The sequence below is a fragment of the Gordonia sp. w5E2 genome, assembly GCF_036540975.1.
Lineage (GTDB): Bacteria > Actinomycetota > Actinomycetes > Mycobacteriales > Mycobacteriaceae > Gordonia > Gordonia jacobaea.
This window is the reverse complement of sequence record NZ_CP144213.1, coordinates 4,512,426-4,532,557: the sequence shown is the minus strand read 5'-3', so window position 1 is coordinate 4,532,557 and position 20,132 is coordinate 4,512,426. Positions and strand designations below refer to the sequence as shown.

Genomic DNA, 20,132 nt, shown 5'->3' with positions numbered 1-20,132 from the left:
AGAACGCCGGGTGGGTGGTCGACCGCCCGGCGGCAACAGGCACACTAGGACTGTGACCAGCCGATACGATGAGGGTATCGCCCATCTACATCGGTATCGGGCCGTGCACGGCACCAGCAGCCCACGCCAGCGGGACGTCATCGACGGATTCCCGATCGGTACCTGGGTCGCCACCCGTCGCGCCGAATACCGGTCCGGACAAATGCCACCTGGACACGCCCACCAGCTCGAAGCCGAGTTCCCCGACTGGCAGTGGACCCTCAGGGCCCGAGCACCGTTCCACGTCGGCCTGGACCACCTGCACCGCTACGTCGCCACGCACGGCACCAGCTCGCCACCCCGCCACGCCACGATTGACGGATTCCCCATCGGCGCCTGGGCGGCCAAACGCCGCACCGAGTACCGACAACACCGACTCTCACCCAAACGGATCACCCAGCTCGAAATCGAGTTCCCCGACTGGAAATGGAACGTCCGATCTCAGCACATAGCGCCGGCGACGGTTCAGAGACGTTCGGTCACGAATCCTGTCACCGGTACCGTCGCTGCCATGGCGTATACGACCGAACAACGACGCATCCTCGTCACTGCCTGCGCACCGTTTCGCGGGTTGCAGGCGCCGTCGGGCTACCCCGACGGATTAGCGCTGTGCGTGATCGACTCGGTGCAGTCGACCGGCGTCAGCTACTCCAGCGTCGAGAACGTGGTGGCCCGCTACAGGTCGTATCGGCGTGCTCATGGCGATGACCCGGACACAGACGGTGTCCCTGAGCTGCTTGCCACCTTCGACGAGCTCGGTGACCCGGGTGGCTGGGCGCAGAAGATCGGCAACAACAACCGCACCTCCACCCGCAGCGGGGTCCTCAAGTCGCAGGCGATCCGAGATGCGGCCCGCGTGCTCGACGGCGCGCGGATCGCCTCCGCAGAGGATCTCCGAGAGACGGCCAACGACGAGACGCAGCTGGCACAGATCCGGGATGAGTGGTGCGTTGTGACGGGGCAGCGCAGCGGAATTACCTGGCATTACCTGCAGATGCTGGCCGGGATACCGGGCGTGAAACCGGATCGGATGATCTGTCGTTTCGTTGCGGACTCGTTAGGGCTTGCCCGCCGCAGTGTCACACCGCAGTTCGCATTTGAGATCGTGACGGCCGCCGCGGCGGACATAGGCATGTCGCCCACTGATCTTGACCACGCCATTTGGCAATACCAGCGCGGCAGAAAGTAGGGTCTCGCAACGAGTGGCGTTTGCTGGAATCGAAGCTCCGTGACGCATCGGCGGCGTCTTCGATCGTTGCGATGCGCATGCGCATGCGAAGTTTGATCCCTCAACCAGGATTCGCTGCTGAAGTTGAGTATCTCGATGCTGGTCGTTCACAGGAGCACAGCCCAGGTGGCGGGCCAGGCCTATACCGGGCGAGGTGCCATCGGTGGTTAGCAGATCCTTGCCAGAGTCATGGTCGTTCACTACGTTCGCGAGAGGATCGACACTAGACAGCGTCTCTTCTGGGGAGGAATTTTCGTGGCGGACCACGACGTACGATTTAGCACCAGCAGAGTGCGCGTCGCCGGCATCGATTTCGAGTTTGACGTTGCGATCGATGGAAAAACCCTCGGTACCCTCTACGTTTCCGAGGGCAATCTCCAGTGGCGACCCAAACACGGACAGAAGCGGTCGGTCATTCCCATCTCGTGGAAGGAATTCGCCGAATGGGCAGAGTCGTAGCTCAAAAGGGAACTCCCAACGCCGACGGCACAAGTGCACGCGTCCAGTTATGTCTACTACAGCCGTGGCAGCAAGCCGTGGATTGGTTTTTCCCTGGCGATGACGACGACCCCGATATCGGCGACCTCGTCTGGCGGACGCCACCAACGTACGCCGCCGGCGACATCATGGTGTACGTGGTCGACGCCCCCAGCCCAGCGATCATCAAGATCGACACCCTGTCCAGGGGTGACGACGACGATGGTCTCAACGCCCCACCCGACTCGGAATGGGGCCCCTTCGACGCGGGACTGTCGCTGCGGGCTATCGAAAAACGGCTAGGCGACACGTTGCCGGAGGCGCCGGCGACGATTACCGACGACAACCTCGGCCGGCGTTTGCTCGCCGCTATCGAGGCCGAAGAGGTTAACCCCACCCCATGGCGCGACGTCGACGAGTCCTGGTGCCGATGGCAGCCAACCGACAAATCACCCCCCACGCCGTTCGGCCCGACCGACTGTCTCGGCTGCGGCCGACACTTCACCTCAGCCGTGCCCGCCGAATCCCATCACCGCGACGTCGGGGACGACGAGGACCCCGCATTTGCCGACGGCGCCCCGGTTACAGTGTGTTCCGACTGCCACGGCCAGCTGCACCGACCGCTGCCCACCAGCCTGCCTGACCTCATCTGCGCGCGGCGGCCGTTATGCCCGTCTTGTTCAGCCGAACGCACCCTGGAAGTGATCTGGGGTATGCCTGCGGGCCCTCCGGGGCCCGGCGTCGCGCTCGCCGGCTGCGTCATCACCGGGCACACTCTGGAGTACCGCTGCGCTGCATGCGGTTACGAATGGACCGACGACGACACTGCCTATCCCGTCGCTGAAGGCGCCGGCGGTGGAGACCGCGTTCGAGCCCGGTTGAGCGACTACCCACTCGGCGACTTCCCGCCCGCGCGTCGTCAGCAACCTGGCCGCCTCGTAGTGGGGCGATACCATCCCCACCACGTCGACGGAGCGTGGGAATCAGGCACCCGGCACCTGGTCATCGGCGAGGATCGCAAACACTACATCGTCGACCCCAGCACCCTGCGATGGGCTGACCCCACGACATACACCAACCTCAGTCCGTCACCCGACTAGCAGCCCCCGGTCGTCGATGACGTGAAATGGCGCGGTGCTGCAGCGGGTTAGCGATTTGGCATCCGCCAGATCGCTGAACGGGCGATGTCCGCGACAGATGCAAACGGGGCTCCCAATTCGTCAACGGGTCTAGCATGACGGTGTGACAGACATCAACATCCTGGCCGTCGATGGGCCGGCAGCGAAGCCGCTCACCAGCGGATCTTTCGCAGCTTCCGGGTTCCTTGAAACCACCCACCTCGAGCAGTGGGTGGTAGAGAACCCAGTAGTCCTCGGCGAAGGTGTGATGATTGTCGCGCGACAGTACTCTAAGTGGTCCTCGAGCGAGGGGGACTTAGGACGGGAACGTCTCGATGTCCTCGCGTTAGACAAGTCTGGCCAACTCGTTGTCGTCGAGCTCAAGCGAGGAAATGACGCTCGAATTCACCTACAAGCCATCACCTATGCTGCGCTCGTGGCGGTGGCGTGTCCCCCGTGAGCCGGTCCGGGTTGTTTTAGAGTCCTGATTGCCCTGATGAGGGCGGAGAAGGGACGATGAAGAACATGGCAGGACGCAAGCGTCACTCGGCGGAGGACATCGTGCGCAAATTGCGCCGGGCCGATGAGTTGGCCGCGGAAGGCAAGACCGGCGAGGAGATCGCTGCCGATCTCGAGGTGTCGGCGGCCACGTTGTACAACTGGCGCCGCCAGTACGGCGGTATGGACGGCGACGCCGCGAAGGAACTCAAAGAGCTGCGCGAGCAGAACAGCCGACTCAAGCGGCTGCTCGCCGATGCCGAGCTCGAGAAAGACGCGCTGCGGGAGATCGCCAAGGGAAAATTCTGAGCCCGACCGCCAAACGCGCCGCCATCGACATGCTCAAGGACGTCAAGAACATGTCAGAACGCATGGCGTGCAAGGTAGTTGGGCTTTCCCGTTCCGCCTATCGACGGCTGCCGCAAGCGCACACCCCGGCCGACCCCGACGCCGCACTGCGCGAGCAGCTACGCACGTATGCCCGCAAGAACCCCCGGCACGGGTTCCGGCGCGCGTGGGCACACCTGCGCTTCGACGACGGCATCGAGATCAACAAGAAGAAAGTGCATCGGTTGTGGAAAGAAGAGGGCCTGCAAGTGCGGCGCGCTCGGCGCCGCAAACGCGCCGGCCAGTCATCGGTCCCGGTCGTTGTCGCGGACGCACCGAAAGTGGTGTGGGCATTGGACTTTCAGTTCGATTCCACCGTGGATGGGAAGAAGATCAAGATCGCGTCCATGGTTGACGAACACACCCGGATGTCGTTGCTGAACATCGTGGACCGCTCGATTCCGGCTGAGCGGTTGATCGAGGAGTTGGAGAAGACGTTCGCGATCTGGGGTGGCCCGCCGATGGTGCTGCGCATGGACAACGGCCCTGAGTTCATCTCAGAAGCCCTGCAGGCGTTCTGTGCAGGGTCGGTCGGGATCTCCTACATTCCGCCCGGCACACCGTGGAACAACGGGTTCATCGAGTCGTTCAACAACCGGTTGCGCGACGAGTGTTTGAACCGCAACTGCTGGCCCACACTGATCGAGGCCCGCGTGGTCATCGACGACTTCAAAGACGACCACAACCACCGACACCGGCACTCAGCGCTGGGCTACCAAACGCCGGCCGAGTACGCTGCCGGATGCACCCACCAACATCACCCCGTGGGCTGCGAGATCGACTGACGATCACAACAAGGAACTGGCTCTAGAACTGCCTGGACCGGTTATCGGGGACCTGCCAGCGGGTTTCGACAAGCAAGCATTGGCGGAGGCCCACGCCGAGTACATGGCGACGGTCGGGGAGTCGTGCTCGAACGAAGAGGCATTACAGCGTCTACAACAGCACGTCACCGATGACTGGAACGACGAGATACTCAAACTGCCGAGGGTAGTTCTTATCGCCGCGAAATATGCCGCTCAGACGTTAACGACCGTTGCGTGGTTGTCAGATATCGCACCGACGTTGGCTATCGAGATGCACACCGTGAATCTGTTCTATGACACAAGAGGGGATCAACCCTCGGCGCCGTGCGTCGTGTTTAGACGGCAGTACCCGCCAGACGACCCGTCTACTCGAGTTCTTACGCCTGGAGTCGCAAGCATTGAGTCAGCGGCTACCCGTATTGCGCAACGACAGCGTTCTTCCCGGTCGACTTATCTCCTGTACGACCACCACGCTATCCCAGAGGGAGCAACCGTTGATTTGAATTTGCGCGGCGCCATTGCGCTGGATCTAGTGGCTGAAGTAGAGCAGTGGATCGGGGAACGTCCAGAGCGAGGACACGCGACATGGACGCGTCACAGGGATAAGCCACTCCGCTGGCTTGCAGACGACGAAGAGTCTGACCGGTCTTGGACTCCGACTAGCCTCGCGAGGCACATCGTTGCCGCAGCAACTGGACTGACCCGAGACGCTATACCGGGCGGAGACGTCTGGCTCTATGGCGAAAAGAACCTGATAACGCTCGCGCGTGAGGTGTCGACCTAGTGTAACAATCACTGGAAAGCCTACGTGCCGAGAACTACGGTCCTTGGGGCTGAATCCCGTAACTGACGCCATACGGTGAGGCAGCACTTGCTGCCGTGTTCGGATGCTGTCATCGGATGCGCAATCAGGTGGATAGCACGTCGGTGAGACTAGTGACAGATAGCTGATCCTGGACCTGGTCGAGGCCGCGAGGGATTGAAGGTTCATCCATAGGCCGGGTCGACGTAACTGATGATTATCGGCGCGGATACATGGAAGGACGAGGTCGGCGGTTTCGCGGTCGGGCAGTTGCTGGACGATCCGAGCTCTCAACGGCGTCGACGTCGACTATCTGGTCCGCCATACGTGGCACCTGGACGCCACCCGCTCACCGAGGAATACCGGCGGTTCGACCAAGTCGGTGTGGAAGGTGGGGTGCAGCGGCAAGGCGATCGAGCCCGAACTCTAAGGTCTGAAAGTGTGTTATCGCACAGGGAAGCTCTCGCAGCGTTCGTAACCTACCGTCACGCCCACCTGATCGGAGACGAGAAGGGCGAAGCCCAGGTCTTTCTTGATCGCCTATTTCAAGCGTTCGGGCACGGCGGTGTACGTGAGGCCGGGGCAACCCTTGAGGGCCGCATCCGCAAGGTCGGTGAACGCGGCACCTCGTTCGCCGACCTGATCTGGAAACCGCGCTGCATCATCGAGATGAAGAAGGCCGGCACCGACCTGTCGCAACACTTCCGGCAGGCATTCCGGTATTGGATGGAAGCTGTGCCTAGCCGACCCCGCTATGTGGTGCTATGCAACTTCGACGAGTTCTGGGTCTACGACTTCGACCAGCAGATGGAAGCACCTATCGACGCTGTCCGGCTCGATGACCTCCCGCAACGCCGCGAAGCGCTGGCATTTCTACTGCCCGAACCCGAGAAACCGATCTTTCTCAATGACCTCGTCGAGGTCACTCGAGAGGCCGCAGCCAAAGTGTCGGGGGTGTTCCGATCGATGAAAGACCGGGGAGTTCCACGCACCGACGCACAACATTTCGCGCTGCAATCGGTGGTCGCGATGTTCTCCGAAGATATCGGGTTGCTCCCCGAAAAGTTCTTCACCCGTACTTTGCAGGACGCTGCAACAGGCCGCGACGCATACGATCTGCTGGGATCACTCTTTCGTGAGATGAACAGCCCAGGGCGTACCGGTGGCGGAATGTTCATCGGGACACCGTATTTCAACGGCGGACTCTTTGAAACCGTCACACCGATCGAGATGACCGACAGCGAACTCGCTGCCATGCGGTCCGCTGCGCTCACGAACTGGGCCGAGGTCCGCCCCGAGATCTTCGGCACCTTGTTCGAGACATCGATGGAGAAAGGGGAGCGCCATGCCTACGGGGCGCACTTCACCTCGCAGGCTGATATCGCCCACGTGGTGACGCCATGCATCGTAGATCCCTGGATGGAACGAATCGACGCGGCACGATCCATCGCCGAGCTCGAACAGATCCGATTTGATATGGGTCGCTTTCGGGTCCTCGACCCTGCATGTGGTTCGGGAAATTTCCTCTACGTCGCCTACAGGGAAATGCGGCGGTTAGAAGCCGAAGTTCTCACGCGGATCGATCAACGCCGTAAAACCAAAGACAAGGCTCAATACGCCCTGACCTACGTCACCCCCGACCACTTCCTCGGTCTCGACAATAATCAGTTTGCCGTCGAAGTCGCCAAAGTAACCATGATGATGGCCAAGAAACTCTCCGCCGACGAGCTCGACGAAAGCGCCGACTCCGCACTACCACTCGACAATCTCGACGCGGTGATCACCTGGGGCGACGCCCTGTTCACGCCCTGGCCGAAAGCCAACGTGATCATCGGCAACCCGCCCTACAACGGACGCCGCAAGATGACGAGGGATCTCGGCGCCGACTACGTCGCCCGCCTCGACGAAAAGTACCCAGGACCAGGTGTGTCAGACTTCGTCACCTACTGGTTTCCCCTCGCCCACCGAGCGCTGCCCGATGGCGGCCGCGCCGGCTTCGTGGCCACACAAGCTATCCGAGACAACCACTCCCGCCGAGCATCTTTGGATTACATCACCGAACACGACGGCACAATCTTCGACGCCGTCTCGTCAAAACCGTGGTCGGGAGACGCGGCCGTGCATGTATCGATCATCAACTGGATCAAGGGAAAGGACCACGAACCCGAGAAAAAGACCCTCTGGCTCGACAATGGAGACCTGCGACTGCCCGTCGACACGATAGCTCCGACACTGCGACCCACCACCGATGTGCGGCGCGCCTTCGCCCTGGCAGGCAATAGACAACCCAAGCGCATCTTCCAAGGGCAGACCACCGGAGCGGTCGACGCATTCCGACTCGACGCCGCCGAGCACGCCGCCCTGATCGCTAAGGACCCCCGCTCAGCTCAATTCATCCACCCGGTCATCGGAGGCGATACCCTGCTGCACTCGGTAACGCCCACCCACTACGTGATTGACTTGCCTCATGATGATGCGCTGATTGTCCGCAGGCAGGCGCCAAAAGCAGTCGAAAGACTTGAGCAAACGATACTGCCGAAACGTACTGAGGCGGCAGAACGCGAGGCCCGTCACAACGCCGCGATTCTTGAACGCAATCCTTCGGCCAGACTCAACCGGCATAAGCAGAATTTCCTGAGTCGATGGTGGCAACACGCCTACCGCCGTGCAGACATGCTGACTGCCATCACCTCGCTGAGCCGCTACATCGGTACCTCGCGGGTGGCGTCCGAGAAGCGTCTCTCGGTGTTCCACTTCATTGACCCCGCCATCTATCCCGATGACTCCATGACGGTGATCGCTCTCGACGACGACTACTCACTCGGTGTGATCTCGTCCGGACTACACCGGGCCTGGCTTGATGAACGATGTTCACGACTCGAAGCCCGACCTCGCTACACCTCGACTACTGTCTGGGATTCCTTCCCGTGGCCCGCCCACCCCAACGAGATCGACGTCGCACGGGTGGCCACCGTCATGGGACGGATCATCGGATACCGCGCCGACCGACTCGCCGAGGGAATTACACTCGGCGACCAATACGACTCACTTCGTCGCCCAGGGCGCTCGGTCCTGCGCACGCTGCACGAGGAACTCGACGCCGCCGTCGTCCGTGCCTACGGATTCAACCCCGACGAGGACCTCCTAGCCCAACTCCTTGCGCTAAACCTGGCGGCCGCCAACGACCCCGAAGTGGCCACACTCCCTGGCGGACAGGGCCGTCCAGGAACGTACACAACCAGCTACCGACTCACTCCACCCAACACCTGAGTGCCAGAGGCTACTGCGCCGCCGGTGGGTCCACTCCGAGCGCTGCCTCGCGAGGGAAACGCTGCCACAAAGTAGGCCGCAACTATTGACAAAGTATGATCAAAGTATTTTGATTGGGGGCATGTCGAGCACAGAGAACGCCATCGTCGTCTTCACCGCCAAGAGCCTCGACTCGATTCTCGCAGAGGGCGGTTCCGGAGTGTGGAAGCTCGACCCTGCACGTGCACGAAAGTGCACCTATGTGGTGTGCACCCAGAACGCTTACAACCCGGAAGCCTACGCAGACGCGACCGAACCGCACGGGAGCGCCTTTCTTCTAGGAAAGATCTCCCGAATCGCCCCAGCGGACGACCGCTGGCGGATCGAATTCGGCGAGTACGCTGCGATCAGCGAACCCGAGGTCTGGGGTGGGCACCGCAACCCTGTCCGCTATATGGACCTCGATGATCTCGGGATCGATCTCGATGGGCTGGAGTGGCTGCCGGGACCGCAAACCAAGACAGTTCTCTCGTCGGAGGCACCCGCGCCACGTGGACTCACCATCCAGGAGGCAAAGGCCGGGCTCGCGGAAACCTACGGAGTAGATGTCGGAGCCATTGAGGTTGTGATTCGCGGTTAGACCAGATGGGGTCGGGTTCGTGAACCCGGCCCCTGTCTTTCAATGGCCAGGTGCAGCGACGGTTTGCGTTGCTGCGCGGCTACGTGCCGTGCGGGTGCGCGGGCCCGACCGCGAACCCAATCGTAGGCACCCGCACGGCTGGTTGAGTGAGGACTCATGCTCGCGAGGATGTTGCGGCACAGCCTGTCTCGCCTGGTCTAGGCTTCCGCCGAGAGCTGTCCTTGCCAACCCTGAGCCCTCTCGAAGGCGTAGTGGGCGGGGGATTGTCCACAAGCCTCCTTCCGTGACACGGTTTCCCGGAGCGTCCCACATCCTCAACTACTACTCTCGGAGCGCACAACATGGTGAGCGGATGGCAGCAAGCACTGACCCTGATCATCGTGCTCATCCCCGGGTTCGTCTATCAAGGTGTCAAGAGACACCGCGTGGGACCTTCCCTGGAAGACCAAGACCTCTCGATCCGACTACTCCGAGCGCTGGTGACCTCCGTCATCTTCCTGGTCGTCTATGCGATCGCGCTAGGTGACTTTCTGGCCGATCGCTTCCTGGAATCAGACCCTCAGCAGCGGTACGACGATGTGTGGGCTGTCGGCCTGATTGTCGGAGGTCTGGTGTTCTTCATCCCAGCCGTGGCCGGGCATGTATCTGCTGCCTACTTGACGCGTAAGCGGTACTTCAGCAGCGCCGACTCGATGACGTTTTGGGAAACTGTTCGCACGACGGCCGAACCCGACGATAACGAACTGTCTTGGGGCCGAGCGCTATTTAGTCGCGACACTGACTATTCGCCAATCCCAACTGCGTGGGACTTCGCAACGCAGGATATTCCTGTTGGCAGCTTTGTCCGAGTGCTCCTGCCCGACGACACCTGGCTGGGCGGGCAAGCCGACAGAGGGTCGTATTTCACGAGCTATCCAGAGCCGCGAGACCTCTACGTTGATCGTGCATGGCAGCTCGATAACGACGGGGTGTTTGTGCGCGAGCTTCCCGGACCGACAGGCATCTGGATTCCATGCAGCGATGCGAAGCTTCTGCATGTTACGCCGCCGGCTGAGGGGGAAGACACGGACGCCGACGAAGAGGGTGCGGAGCGATCCAGCTGGAGGGATTGGTGGATCATCGCTGCCAGCGTTGGCGTTGCTATCTTCGTGCACAGAACGCGGGTGTCGCGGATACTAGAGAGAAGGAGGCAACGATGACGACGGAACAGAACTCGCGACGCCGCAACGGTTGGATCGCGCCGCGCTCTGGCGGTTACCGCCCGGGCGGGGAGTTCAGCACCAAGACAGCGACAAGCCGTAAGCCACCGCCTGGCAGCGCAGGGGTCGCAACGAAGTCCTCTACCAGGAAGAACGCGTCGAAGTGAACGATCAGTCCCGCGAGCCCGAATCCTTGACCGGCGGTGGCTATCGCCCGATCGCACGAGCCTCAGGTGCATCGAGGAAGCCTGGCGAGGGAGACTTCGAACGGAAAGGCGGCCGAGTGCCGCGTCCACAAGGTCCCTCAGCCCAGCGACCTGTGAAGCCGCCGTCGGGTGGTGGAGGGGTCGCGCAGCCAAAGCGGCCAAAGAAGTAGCCAAAGCGAGTCGCCTCCGTCGGTCAGGCCGGTACCCTAGTTCGTTGTGACTCTTCCAAGGCTGTTCATTGGTTCGTCTGCTGAAGGTCGCAACGTGGCCTGCTGATGGTGCTGCGTTGTTCCCAGTGTGTGCCGTCTGGGCTGCGCCAGACGGTGTTGGCGGTGTCAATGCCCCAGAGCGTGCCATCGGGTGCGGCCGCCAGGAGGGCTAGGGCCGGCGCATCGGGGACGATTGTGAAGGTCTGGGCGTCGTCGGTGCTGTGTTGCAGCCCTGCGGGGGTGGTCGCCCAGACGCCGTGGTCGGTGATCGTGAGTGCTGCTGCGGCCAGGGACGCGCCGGTGGTCCAGCTTGTCCCGTCGTCGGTCGATACGAGCAGGCGGTTGATTCCGTCGAAGCCTACGAGTAGTTGTCCGTTGGTGGCGAGCGCGTGGAAGTCGATTTGGCCGGCCACCGATCTCGGTGTCCATGTCTGCCCGCCATCTTCGCTGGCGACGAGTCCCAGCGGGTTGGGTGCCGAGCTCCGCGGGCTGGGATGGCCGGAGGCGAAGAGCCGGTCAGAGCCGGGTACCCCGGTCAGTCCCATGAAGTCGTCGTCGGAGGCGCCGACCCGGCTGGTGGTTCCGTCAGCGGTGAGAGCGACTACGCCGGTGTGAGTTCCGGCCAGGATGGTGCCGCCGGCGCGGATGTGCAGGGCGTGGAGGTGGTCGAGTTCTGGGGTCAGTGTTGTGGCTGTCTCTGCTGAGATTGCCGGCGGTGGTAGAGATGTGGGTTGTTCCTGGGTGGCACAACCGGTCAGCACAGTCAGCGTGGCGATGACTACGACCGCAACAGTGCGGATGGACAGGCTCGAGGCAGGCAAGCGGCTAGGACTTTCGTGTGGATAGGGCCGTGTTCGGTGGTGGCGGCGCTGGATGGTGTGCTCGGTGTGGCGGCGAGACCGGGATAGAGGGTCGGTAGAGAGCCACCCTGGCCCTCTGGGGCGTCGTGGTCGTGGTCACGACTTCTGGATGGGGATGGAAGCCTGCGAAGGTTGTTGGCCGCAATGTCTTTGGAGGACGAGGGAGGCAAGGACGGTACCGAGGTGGTGACGCGCCCCGGCGAGGTCGCCGATCGCAGCGAGGTGGCGGACGAGACCGATGTGTGCGGCGAGGTGGCGGCGTCGGTTCGAGGTGACGCTGAGGTGATGGGCGCGGTGGAAGAACTGGTGGGCCGAGTATGGCGTGGGTGCCCGGTAGACGTCGCGCATGGCATGCAGATACTGACGACGGTGGTCGTCCGGGGGCGAGTGCGTCCCCCTCGGGTTCTCGGTCACAGCGCATCCCTCGAACTAGTACGCGCAGGCTGGGTCAACCCGCGTCATCTAACTACTATAAAGCCTAGTAATTGGCGGCGCGGTGGGTGCTGGAGTTGCGGCGTCACGGCCGAGCCCCTGGGGCATACTGGCTGGTGGTGCAGGTGGCGGACCGCCGGGAAGGTGTATTGAGCGTGGGTCTCAGCGAGCACGACGGCGGGCGTCGAGGATCGAGGCGAACGATGGGTGAGCATCCATGAGTGCAGCGGTGGTGTTAGTTGTTGCCGCAGGTGTGCTGGGCTGGCTGTGGCCTCGATGGATGGTCCGGGTGCAGGGCCGTATCGATGCTCGTTGGGTGTTGGTGGCCTGGCCGGCCGCGCAGGTCGTGTTTGCGTTGTTGTGGGTGGGAGCTGTTGTGACGCTGGCGGTTCCCGGTCATTTCGGCATCCATTCGTTGTCTGAGGTGGTGTCGTGTCTGCGGGTGTTGTCACACGGCGCATCCCCGCGGGTGGAAGCGATCTCTGGTGGCGTGCTGGCGGTGGTGACCGTGGCAGCGATTGTCCGAGCGGTGACGATCGCGGTGCGATCGGCGGTGCGGATGCGTGGTGCTCGTGAGGAGTATCTTCAGTCGTTGCGGTTGGTGGGCGCCCGCAGTGAGCGCTATCCCGATGTGTGGTGGCTCGCCGACGGGCGGCCGATGGCGTTTTGTCTGCCGGGCAAGGATGCCGGCATTGCCGCCACGACCGGGTTGCAGGCGGCGTTGTCCGGTGAGGAACTCGATGCCGTCGTTGCTCATGAGCGCGCACACCGGCGGCAACGTCATCACACCGTGGTGTTGGCGGCCCGCGCTCTCGGGCGTGCGTTCCCGCTGATTCCGTTGTTCAGCCGCGCGGGCCGTGAGGTCGCCGGCTTGGTCGAGCAAGCCGCCGATGCCCGCGCGGCCCAGCTGGTGGGTGCGCGGGCGGTATGCTCGGCGTTGGGAACGTTGGCCCGTTCGGGACCTGTAGCGGGCCCGGTGGGTGTGTTGTCGATCAGCGATTCGTCGTCGGTGGGGCCTCGGTTGAGCCGCTTGGACTCCGGTCACCGGTGCCGGTCGCGACGTCATCATGTGGGTGCTGCCGCGGCGGTGGCTGGTGTGGTGGCGGTGCCGACCACGCTAGCGGTGTCCGGTGTCGTCTCGGCGATGGTGATCGCGATGTGTGTGTAGCCGAGACCGACCCGGGCAGGTCCGACCGCTAGGGGTTGTTGAGAAGCTGCTGCATCCTCGCAATTTCGCTCTCCTGATCAGTGACGATCTGACGTGCCAGAGCGATCGCCTCGGGCGATTGGCCGTCTTGAATCTCGGTCTTGGCCATGGCGATGGCGCCGCGATGGTGTTCGATCATCTGCGTCAGGAACAGGCGCGACGCCTCGGCTCCTTGCGCGTCGCGTAGCTGCTGCATCTGTTCTGGCGACATCATGCCCATCATCGACGGCATCGGGGAGGAACCCGGCGCCATCGACGTACCCATGTCCATGTTGTGTCCCTGGCCCTCGAGTGGGGCTCCCCATTGCTCCAGCCACGACTGCATCTGCTCGATCTCAGGCTGCTGAGCGTCTTTGATCTGCTGGGCCAGACTGACGACCTGGGGGTTGATGTTGTCCTTCTCCAACAGGATGTCGCTCATCATGATCGCCTGGGTGTGGTGCGGGATCATCTGCTGGGCGAACGAGATGTCCGCGCTGTTGTGTTCGGCAGAGGCCGCCGCTGACGATTCGGTACTGACCGTGCTGGTACCCATCCCCGACATCGAGGAATGATCCTCAGTCGAGGTGTCCGAACACGCGGCCACCACTGTCAGAACAGCCGCCGCGGCAGCAACGACGACACCCGTTCGTGTGACTCTCATCGATCTCCTCCTCAAGAGTGGTACTTCGCCACCGCCCGGCGGCGCTTCGATAACAATTCTACTAACACCGATAGTAGTTAGTCGCCTGCCCGGCACCCACAAAACGGGCGGTGAACTGCGCAAACAAAGCCGCTAATGCCTGATTAGTTCGCTTCGTAGTGGAGCCGCGTGTGACTGGTGGGGCACAAGTGACTTGTGGTGTGATCTCGCGGGTACACGCATGGCACTCGTGCGTGGGTCTACGACGTCCGCGGGAAAGGTCCGACCGCATGCAGATGGTGTTGACATCGCTACGGGTCAAGGCGGGGCAGCAGTGGGGCCCCAAAGCGCTGGGGGTGGCAGCGGCGGTGTGCGTGGGCGTTGCGCCTGTGATTGCCACCGCACCGGCGGCGGCCTCGACCGATGGACATGTGGCCGGGGAGCTGATCGCGATCGTGCAGGACTCGGTGAAGGCCGCTTTGGGTGGTGCCGCGGCGGCGAATTTGGGGAAGCCGATCACGCAGACGGCGTCCTGCCTGGGCGCTCAGGCCCAGTCGGGCAGCGTCGGCGATGCGGGCAGTGCAGCCGCACTGCAGTGCTTCGGCACGTTTTCGCTCATTGATCCGATAGACGGGTTCCGGATCATCGACGCGTTACCGCTGGCTCGGCTGGTAGCCACCCTGATCGCCGCAATCGTGCCGCACGATCCGAACGAGCCGCATGGCCCCCAGCCGCAGGAACCCGGAACGCCGACACCGCTGCTGCCCGGTAGTGGCGGTGCGGTGGCGCCGACTGCGGGCGAGATCACGTCCACCTTCGGTGACGGACGGGGCCATCAGGGCATTGATATCGGCAATGATCTGGGCGCGCCCATTGTCGCGGTAGCTGACGGGGAGGTCATCACCTCCGGACCTGCCGAGGGGTTCGGGTTGTGGATGCGGATCCGGCACGATGACGGCACGATCACCACCTACGGCCACAACGACGAGAATCTGCTCGAGCAGGGCGCGCGAGTACGGATGGGCCAATCGATCGCCACAGTGGGCAACCGTGGGGTCTCGACCGGCCCGCATCTGCATTTCGAGGTTCTCGACCCGACGGGAGTCAACGTCGATCCGGCACAGTGGCTGGCCGATCGCGGGGTGGTTCTGGCGATGGCCGCTGATGCAGACGCCCGCGCGCCGGGGCCGGTGGTGCCGCAGTGGGTCGGCGAACCACGCCTGTGACGAACCCGGCGTGGTGGGTGGCTCAGGAACGAACGAGGCGAGCGATGGCCGCCGAGGCTTCAGCGATCTTCTCCTGCGCCTCGTCCCCGCCGGCGTGGGCGGCATCGAGCACACAGTGGGTGAGATGGTCGTCGAGCAAACCCAGCGCGACCCCCTCCAGCGCCTTGGTCAGCGCCGAAATCTGGGTTGGGTCAGGATGTCGATGCAGTACTGCTCCTCGTCGACCATCCGATAGATACCTCGGGATTGCCCCTCGATGCGCTTGAGGCGGGCCAGGTATTTGCCCTTATCGCTGATGTAACCGTGGGAAGAGTGTTCCGAGGCAGAGGATTCTTCCGGGGTGGAGGATTGTCCCGGTGCGGACGCAGCGGTCATGGACTCACCTTCTCAATGGATCTCGGTCGGTTGTGCTGCAGTCCACGCACTGTACTCGCGCCTGGCTGCAGGTCGAGTCGGCGTAACAGTTGCGCGTTGAGTGCGACCACGACCGTCGAGGCTGACATCAGAATCGCTCCGACCGACATCGGCAGGACGAACCCGATGGGCGCGAGAATTCCGGCGGCCAGCGGTACAGAGATCAGGTTGTATCCCGCTGCCCACCACAGGTTCTGCTTCATTTTTCGGTAGCTGGCGTCCGACAGCTCGATGACCGACAGCACCGAGCGGGGGTCGTCGCTGGCGAGGATGACCCCGGCCGAGGCGATCGCGACGTCGGTGCCGGCCCCGATCGCGATGCCCACATCGGCCTGGGCCAGGGCGGGGGCGTCGTTGACGCCGTCGCCCACCATCGCCACCTTGCGGCCTTCGTGCTGCAGTTCGGCCACCTTGCTGGCTTTGTCTTCCGGCCGTACACCGGCGAACACCCGATCGATACCGAGGTCGTGAGCGACGGTGTGCGCCACTGCTTCGGCGTCGCCGGTAATCATCACAACCTCGACCCCGCGGGCGTGCAGCACCTCGACGGCTTGGCGGGATTCCCCGCGCACCTCATCAGCAAGTTTGAGAGCTCCAATCAGCTCAGTGTCGCGGGTGACATGCAGGATGATTGCGCCGTCGGCGCGCCAGCGATCAGCGATGGCCAGTTCCTGATGGCCCTGTTCCTCGAGCATGCGGGGCCCGCCCACCCGCACTGTGGCGCCCTCGACGCGAGCGGTCACACCGACCGCCGGTGACGAGGTGAAGTCGGTGGCCGCCGGCACCGGCCGCGCGCGGTCTCCGGCAGCTGCGACAATCGCTCGCGCCAACGGGTGCTCACTGTCGGCTTCGGCGCTGGCGGCCAGGGCGAGCACGGTGTCCTCATCGACGCCGTCGGCGGCCGCGATCTCGATGACCGTGGGCTCACCCTTGGTCAGGGTTCCGGTCTTGTCGAACAGCACCGCATCCACAGTGCGCATGGCCTCAAGTGCCAACCGGTCTTTAACCAGCACGCCGCCGCGGGCGGCGCGTTCGGTGGCAATGGCCACCACCAGGGGGATAGCCAAGCCGAGTGCGTGCGGGCAGGCGATGACCAGCACGGTGATGGTTCGAATCACCGCCTGGTCGGGTTGGCCGATGACCGTCCACACGATGGCGGTGATGATCGCTGAGCCGAGCGCGAACCAGAACAGCAGCGCTGCAGCGGAATCGGCCAGCCGCTGGGCGCGGGAGGTGGAGTTCTGCGCGTCTGCCACCAGGCGCTGAATCCCGGCCAGCGCCGTGTCATCGCCGGTGGCGGTGATCTGGACCCGCAGCCCCGAGTCGGTGGCCACCGTGCCGGCCACCACCTGATCGCCGATGCCGCGGCGCACCGTGCGCGATTCTCCGGTGACCATGGATTCATCGAGCTCGGCCGAGCCGTCTACGACGCGACCGTCGGCCGGCACGCTGGCCCCCGGGCGCACGATCACCACATCTCCGACCTGCAGCTCACTGGGAGCAACCGTGGTGATCTGGTCGCCATCGACGCGTTCGGCCTCATCGGGCAGCAGCGCGGCCAGCGAGTCCAGGGCCGAGGTCGTCTGGGCCAGCGACCGCATCTCGATCCAATGCCCCAACAGCATGATCACGATGAGCAGCGCCAGTTCCCACCAGAAGTCCAGTTCGTGGTGCAACACACCGATGCTCGCACCCCAGGACGCCACGAAGGCCACCGTGATCGCCAAGGCGATCAACAGCATCATTCCCGGTGCACGCGACCGCAGTTCTGAATAGGCGCCTACCAGGAACGGCCGCCCACCCCAGCAGTACATCACCGTACCCAGCACCGGTGAGACCCACTTCAACACTTCACCATCGGGTAGGTCATAGCCGATGAGCATCGCGAACATGGGCGAAAAGGCCACGACCGGCACAGCCAGGGCCAGCATGATCCAGAACAGCCGCCGGAACTGCCCGACGTGATCACCATGCCCCCCATGCCCAGCGTGATCATGGTCTGCGCGGGCGCGCTCAGCATGGTGATCGTGGTGGTTGTGTGACGCTGCGGCGAGTTGGCCGTGGTGGCGTTCATCGGCGGCGTCGTGACCGACGTGCTCAGGGGAAGAGTGCTCGTTCATGCCGCTACCTTATACCCCTGGGGGGTATACGTCGAGGGGTTGGTGGGTGGAACTGTGGACGATGAGTGGGGCGGGCTGGTGAAGGCGCGCAGCCGCAGGCTGTTGCTGACGACGAACACGCTGGACAACGCCATGGCGGCCCCAGCCAGCATGGGGTTGAGCAGTCCCAGCGCGGCCAGCGGTATCGCGGCGACGTTGTAGGCGAATGCCCAGAACAGGTTCATTTTGATCGTTTTCAGAGTGGTGCGTGCCAAGGCGATCGCGTCGGCGGCAGCGTTGAGGTCGCCGCGGACCAGGGTGATGTCAGCGGCATGCATGGCGGCGTCGGTGCCGGTGCCCATCGCCAGCCCGAGATCGGCGTGGGCCAGGGCAGCGGCGTCGTTGACGCCGTCGCCGATCATGGCCACAACCTTGCCGTCGGATTGCCGGTCGGTGATGACGGCGGCTTTGTCGGCCGGCAAGACGTTAGCGATGACGGTGTCGATACCGACCTCAGCGGCCACGGCATCGGCGACGGTCTGGTTGTCGCCGGTCAACAGGATGGGCGTCATACCCAGTGCGGCGAGCCGGGCGATGGCGTGTGCGCTGGTGGGTTTGATCGCATCGGCGACCGCCAGGACCGCATGGGCGCGGCCGTCCCAGGCGACGAGTACGGCGGTCTGTCCGGCTTCTTCGGCGGCGGTCTGCGCCTCGTTGAGGTGAGGGTCATCCACGGCGATGCCGTGTTCGGCCAGCAGCGTCGGACGCCCGACGGTGACCACACGTCCCTGGACCAGACCGCGCACGCCTCGACCTTCGAAGTTGCGGAAGTCGTCGACCTCGTCGAGCGGCCCGACTTCGGCGGCTGCACCAGCAGCGATGGCGGCCGCGACGGGGTGCTCGGAGGCATTCTCCACCGCCCCCGCGAGGGCGAGCACGTCTTCGCGAGTGGTGGAGGGAGCAGTGGTGACCTGGACGAGTGTCATCTGTCCCGTGGTGACCGTGCCGGTTTTGTCGAGGACAACGGTGTCGACGGTTCGGGTGGATTCCAGGACTTCGGGGCCTTTGATCACGATGCCGAGTTGGGCTCCGCGGCCGGTACCGACCAGAAGTGCGGTCGGGGTGGCCAGTCCCAGAGCGCAGGGGCAGGCGATGATCAGCACAGCGACCGCGGCGGTGAACGCCGCTTGCAGGGGATAGCCGGCGCCGATCCACGCGCCGAGGACAGCGATGGCGACGGCGATGACCACCGGCACGAAGACACTTGAGATCCGGTCGGCCAGTCGCTGGGCGTGGGCTTTGCCGGTCTGGGCGCGTTCGACCATCGCGGCCATTTGCGCGAGTTGGGTGTCCGCTCCCACGCGGGTCGCCCGCACCCGCAGGTGCCCGCCGGCGTTGACCGTTCCGCCGGTCACGGTGTCGGCGGGGGCGACCTGGACTGGCATCGACTCGCCGGTGACCATGCTGGCATCGACTGCCGAGGTGCCGGACACCACCACACCGTCGCTGGCGATCTTCTCGCCGGGGCGCACATTGAACTCGTCGTCAATGGCGAGCTCGCCGATCGGGATCCGATGCTGGTGGCCGTCCCTGATCACTGTGACGTCTTTGGCGCCCAGCTCCAACAAGGCCCGCAACGCCGCACCGGCGCGCCGTTTGGACCGCTTCTCGAAGTATCGGCCGGCCAGGACGAACATCGTGACCCCCGCGGCTACCTCAAGGTAGATGTTGCCTGCACCGTCAGAAGCGCTGACCGTCAGGGTGAATCCGTGGGTCATGCCTGGTTGTCCGGCGGTGCCGAAGAACAACGCATACAACGACCACAACAGCGCCGCGGTGGTGCCGACCGAGATGAGGGTGTCCATGGTGGCCGCACCGTGGCGCAGGTTGAGCAACGCGGCGCGATGAAACGGCCATGCCGCCCACACGATCACTGGCGCGGCCAACGTCAACGACGCCCACTGCCAGTAGGTGAACTGCAACGCCGGGACCATTGCCAGCGCGATCACCGGTACCGAGAGAACCACCGCACCGATCAGTCGGTGACGCAAGGCCACGAGCTCCCCGTCGTCGTCCGAAGGGTCATCGTCGGGGGCGGCACCTTTGGTGGGAGTGGCGGGCAGCGCAGCGTGGTATCCGGCCTGTTCGATGGTCTCGATCAGCAGGTGTGGGTCGACACCGGCGGGTGCGCTGACGTGAGCTTTTTCGGTGGCGTAGTTCACCGAGGCGCTCACTCCGTCGAGTTTGTTCAGTGTGCGTTCGATGCGTGCCGCGCACGATGCACACGTCATGCCCGACACGGCGAGTTCGACATCGACGGCGCCTGTCTGCTCGGCGGTGGCCGCAGGTGGGTGGATCGGAGCTGAGGTGGTCATGGGGGAGTTCCTCGTGGGTGAATGCCTCGGCGCAATGCC

Annotated in this window: 16 protein-coding genes and 2 pseudogenes; 12 read left to right on the top strand and 6 right to left on the bottom strand. The window is 63.8% G+C overall.

Annotated elements, in window-relative coordinates:
* Positions 1-10 precede the first annotated feature (10 nt).
* The 10 genes and pseudogenes from RND64_RS20575 to RND64_RS20530 all read left to right on the top strand — a co-directional run.
* Positions 11-433: pseudogene (locus RND64_RS20575) on the top strand (helicase associated domain-containing protein); the annotation flags it as partial.
* Positions 434-550: 117 nt separating this feature from the next.
* Positions 551-1,228, top strand: a complete 678-nt coding sequence (locus RND64_RS20570) for a hypothetical protein (RefSeq protein ID WP_040519555.1) — start codon at positions 551-553, stop codon at positions 1,226-1,228.
* 294 nt (positions 1,229-1,522) lie between these two features.
* Positions 1,523-1,726: a hypothetical protein gene (locus RND64_RS20565; protein WP_040519553.1), complete on the top strand. Its 204-nt coding sequence runs from the start codon at positions 1,523-1,525 to the stop codon at positions 1,724-1,726.
* Between the two features lie 77 nt (positions 1,727-1,803).
* A complete protein-coding gene (locus RND64_RS20560; protein WP_235434497.1) occupies positions 1,804-2,844 on the top strand; it encodes a hypothetical protein in 1,041 nt (346 codons plus the stop codon).
* A 142-nt stretch (positions 2,845-2,986) separates the two neighbouring features.
* Positions 2,987-3,322 (top strand): hypothetical protein, encoded by a 336-nt coding sequence (locus RND64_RS20555; protein WP_331436293.1) that lies wholly within the window; start codon positions 2,987-2,989, stop codon positions 3,320-3,322.
* Between the two features lie 65 nt (positions 3,323-3,387).
* Positions 3,388-4,532, top strand: a protein-coding gene (locus RND64_RS20550; protein WP_373279128.1) for an IS3 family transposase whose coding sequence is annotated in 2 segments (ribosomal slippage) — positions 3,388-3,655 and positions 3,655-4,532 — 1,146 coding nt in all. Because the reading frame shifts where the segments join, the coding sequence is not laid out codon by codon here.
* A 1,264-nt stretch (positions 4,533-5,796) separates the two neighbouring features.
* Entirely contained in the window at positions 5,797-8,625 is a 2,829-nt protein-coding gene (locus tag RND64_RS20545; protein WP_049701056.1) for a DNA methyltransferase, read from the top strand.
* A 121-nt stretch (positions 8,626-8,746) separates the two neighbouring features.
* Positions 8,747-9,244, top strand: a complete 498-nt coding sequence (locus RND64_RS20540; RefSeq protein ID WP_005179966.1) for a hypothetical protein — start codon at positions 8,747-8,749, stop codon at positions 9,242-9,244.
* 341 nt (positions 9,245-9,585) lie between these two features.
* The gene (locus RND64_RS20535) at positions 9,586-10,443 is read left to right on the top strand and encodes a DUF6338 family protein (RefSeq protein WP_005179968.1); all 858 of its coding nucleotides are present in this window, start codon (positions 9,586-9,588) and stop codon (positions 10,441-10,443) included.
* Positions 10,440-10,610 carry a hypothetical protein gene (locus RND64_RS20530; protein WP_157227924.1) on the top strand — a complete coding sequence of 57 codons (171 nt, stop codon included), beginning with the start codon at positions 10,440-10,442 and terminating at the stop codon, positions 10,608-10,610. Before RND64_RS20535 ends, RND64_RS20530 begins: the two co-directional genes overlap by 4 nt.
* A 274-nt stretch (positions 10,611-10,884) precedes the next feature.
* Here RND64_RS20530 and RND64_RS20525 read toward each other — a convergent pair whose 3' ends face one another.
* Entirely contained in the window at positions 10,885-11,679 is a 795-nt protein-coding gene (locus RND64_RS20525; protein WP_005179971.1) for a F510_1955 family glycosylhydrolase, read from the bottom strand.
* 135 nt (positions 11,680-11,814) lie between these two features.
* Positions 11,815-12,132 (bottom strand): hypothetical protein, encoded by a 318-nt coding sequence (locus RND64_RS20520; RefSeq protein ID WP_039994217.1) that lies wholly within the window; start codon positions 12,130-12,132, stop codon positions 11,815-11,817.
* Positions 12,133-12,367: 235 nt separating this feature from the next.
* On the opposite strand from RND64_RS20520, the gene RND64_RS20515 reads away from it, so the two are divergent.
* Positions 12,368-13,318: a M56 family metallopeptidase gene (locus RND64_RS20515; protein WP_005179979.1), complete on the top strand. Its 951-nt coding sequence runs from the start codon at positions 12,368-12,370 to the stop codon at positions 13,316-13,318.
* A gap of 28 nt (positions 13,319-13,346) precedes the next feature.
* On the opposite strand, the gene RND64_RS20510 is transcribed toward RND64_RS20515, so the two are convergent.
* A complete protein-coding gene (locus RND64_RS20510) occupies positions 13,347-14,000 on the bottom strand; it encodes a DUF305 domain-containing protein (RefSeq protein WP_007239616.1) in 654 nt (217 codons plus the stop codon).
* Positions 14,001-14,269: 269 nt separating this feature from the next.
* Between RND64_RS20510 and RND64_RS20505 the strand changes: the two genes are divergently transcribed.
* On the top strand, positions 14,270-15,205 hold the full coding sequence (locus RND64_RS20505) for a M23 family metallopeptidase (protein WP_005179985.1): 936 nt from the start codon (positions 14,270-14,272) through the stop codon (positions 15,203-15,205).
* 22 nt (positions 15,206-15,227) lie between these two features.
* Here the strand turns inward: RND64_RS20505 and RND64_RS20500 are convergent.
* From RND64_RS20500 to RND64_RS20490, 3 genes and pseudogenes are all read right to left on the bottom strand, one after another.
* Positions 15,228-15,580: pseudogene (locus tag RND64_RS20500) on the bottom strand (metal-sensitive transcriptional regulator).
* Positions 15,577-17,739, bottom strand: a complete 2,163-nt coding sequence (locus RND64_RS20495) for a copper-translocating P-type ATPase (protein WP_007239617.1) — start codon at positions 17,737-17,739, stop codon at positions 15,577-15,579. Before RND64_RS20495 ends, RND64_RS20500 begins: the two are co-directional and overlap by 4 nt.
* Positions 17,736-20,093 (bottom strand): heavy metal translocating P-type ATPase, encoded by a 2,358-nt coding sequence (locus RND64_RS20490; RefSeq protein WP_005179994.1) that lies wholly within the window; start codon positions 20,091-20,093, stop codon positions 17,736-17,738. The genes RND64_RS20495 and RND64_RS20490 overlap by 4 nt, the downstream gene beginning before the upstream one ends.
* Positions 20,094-20,132 lie beyond the last annotated feature (39 nt).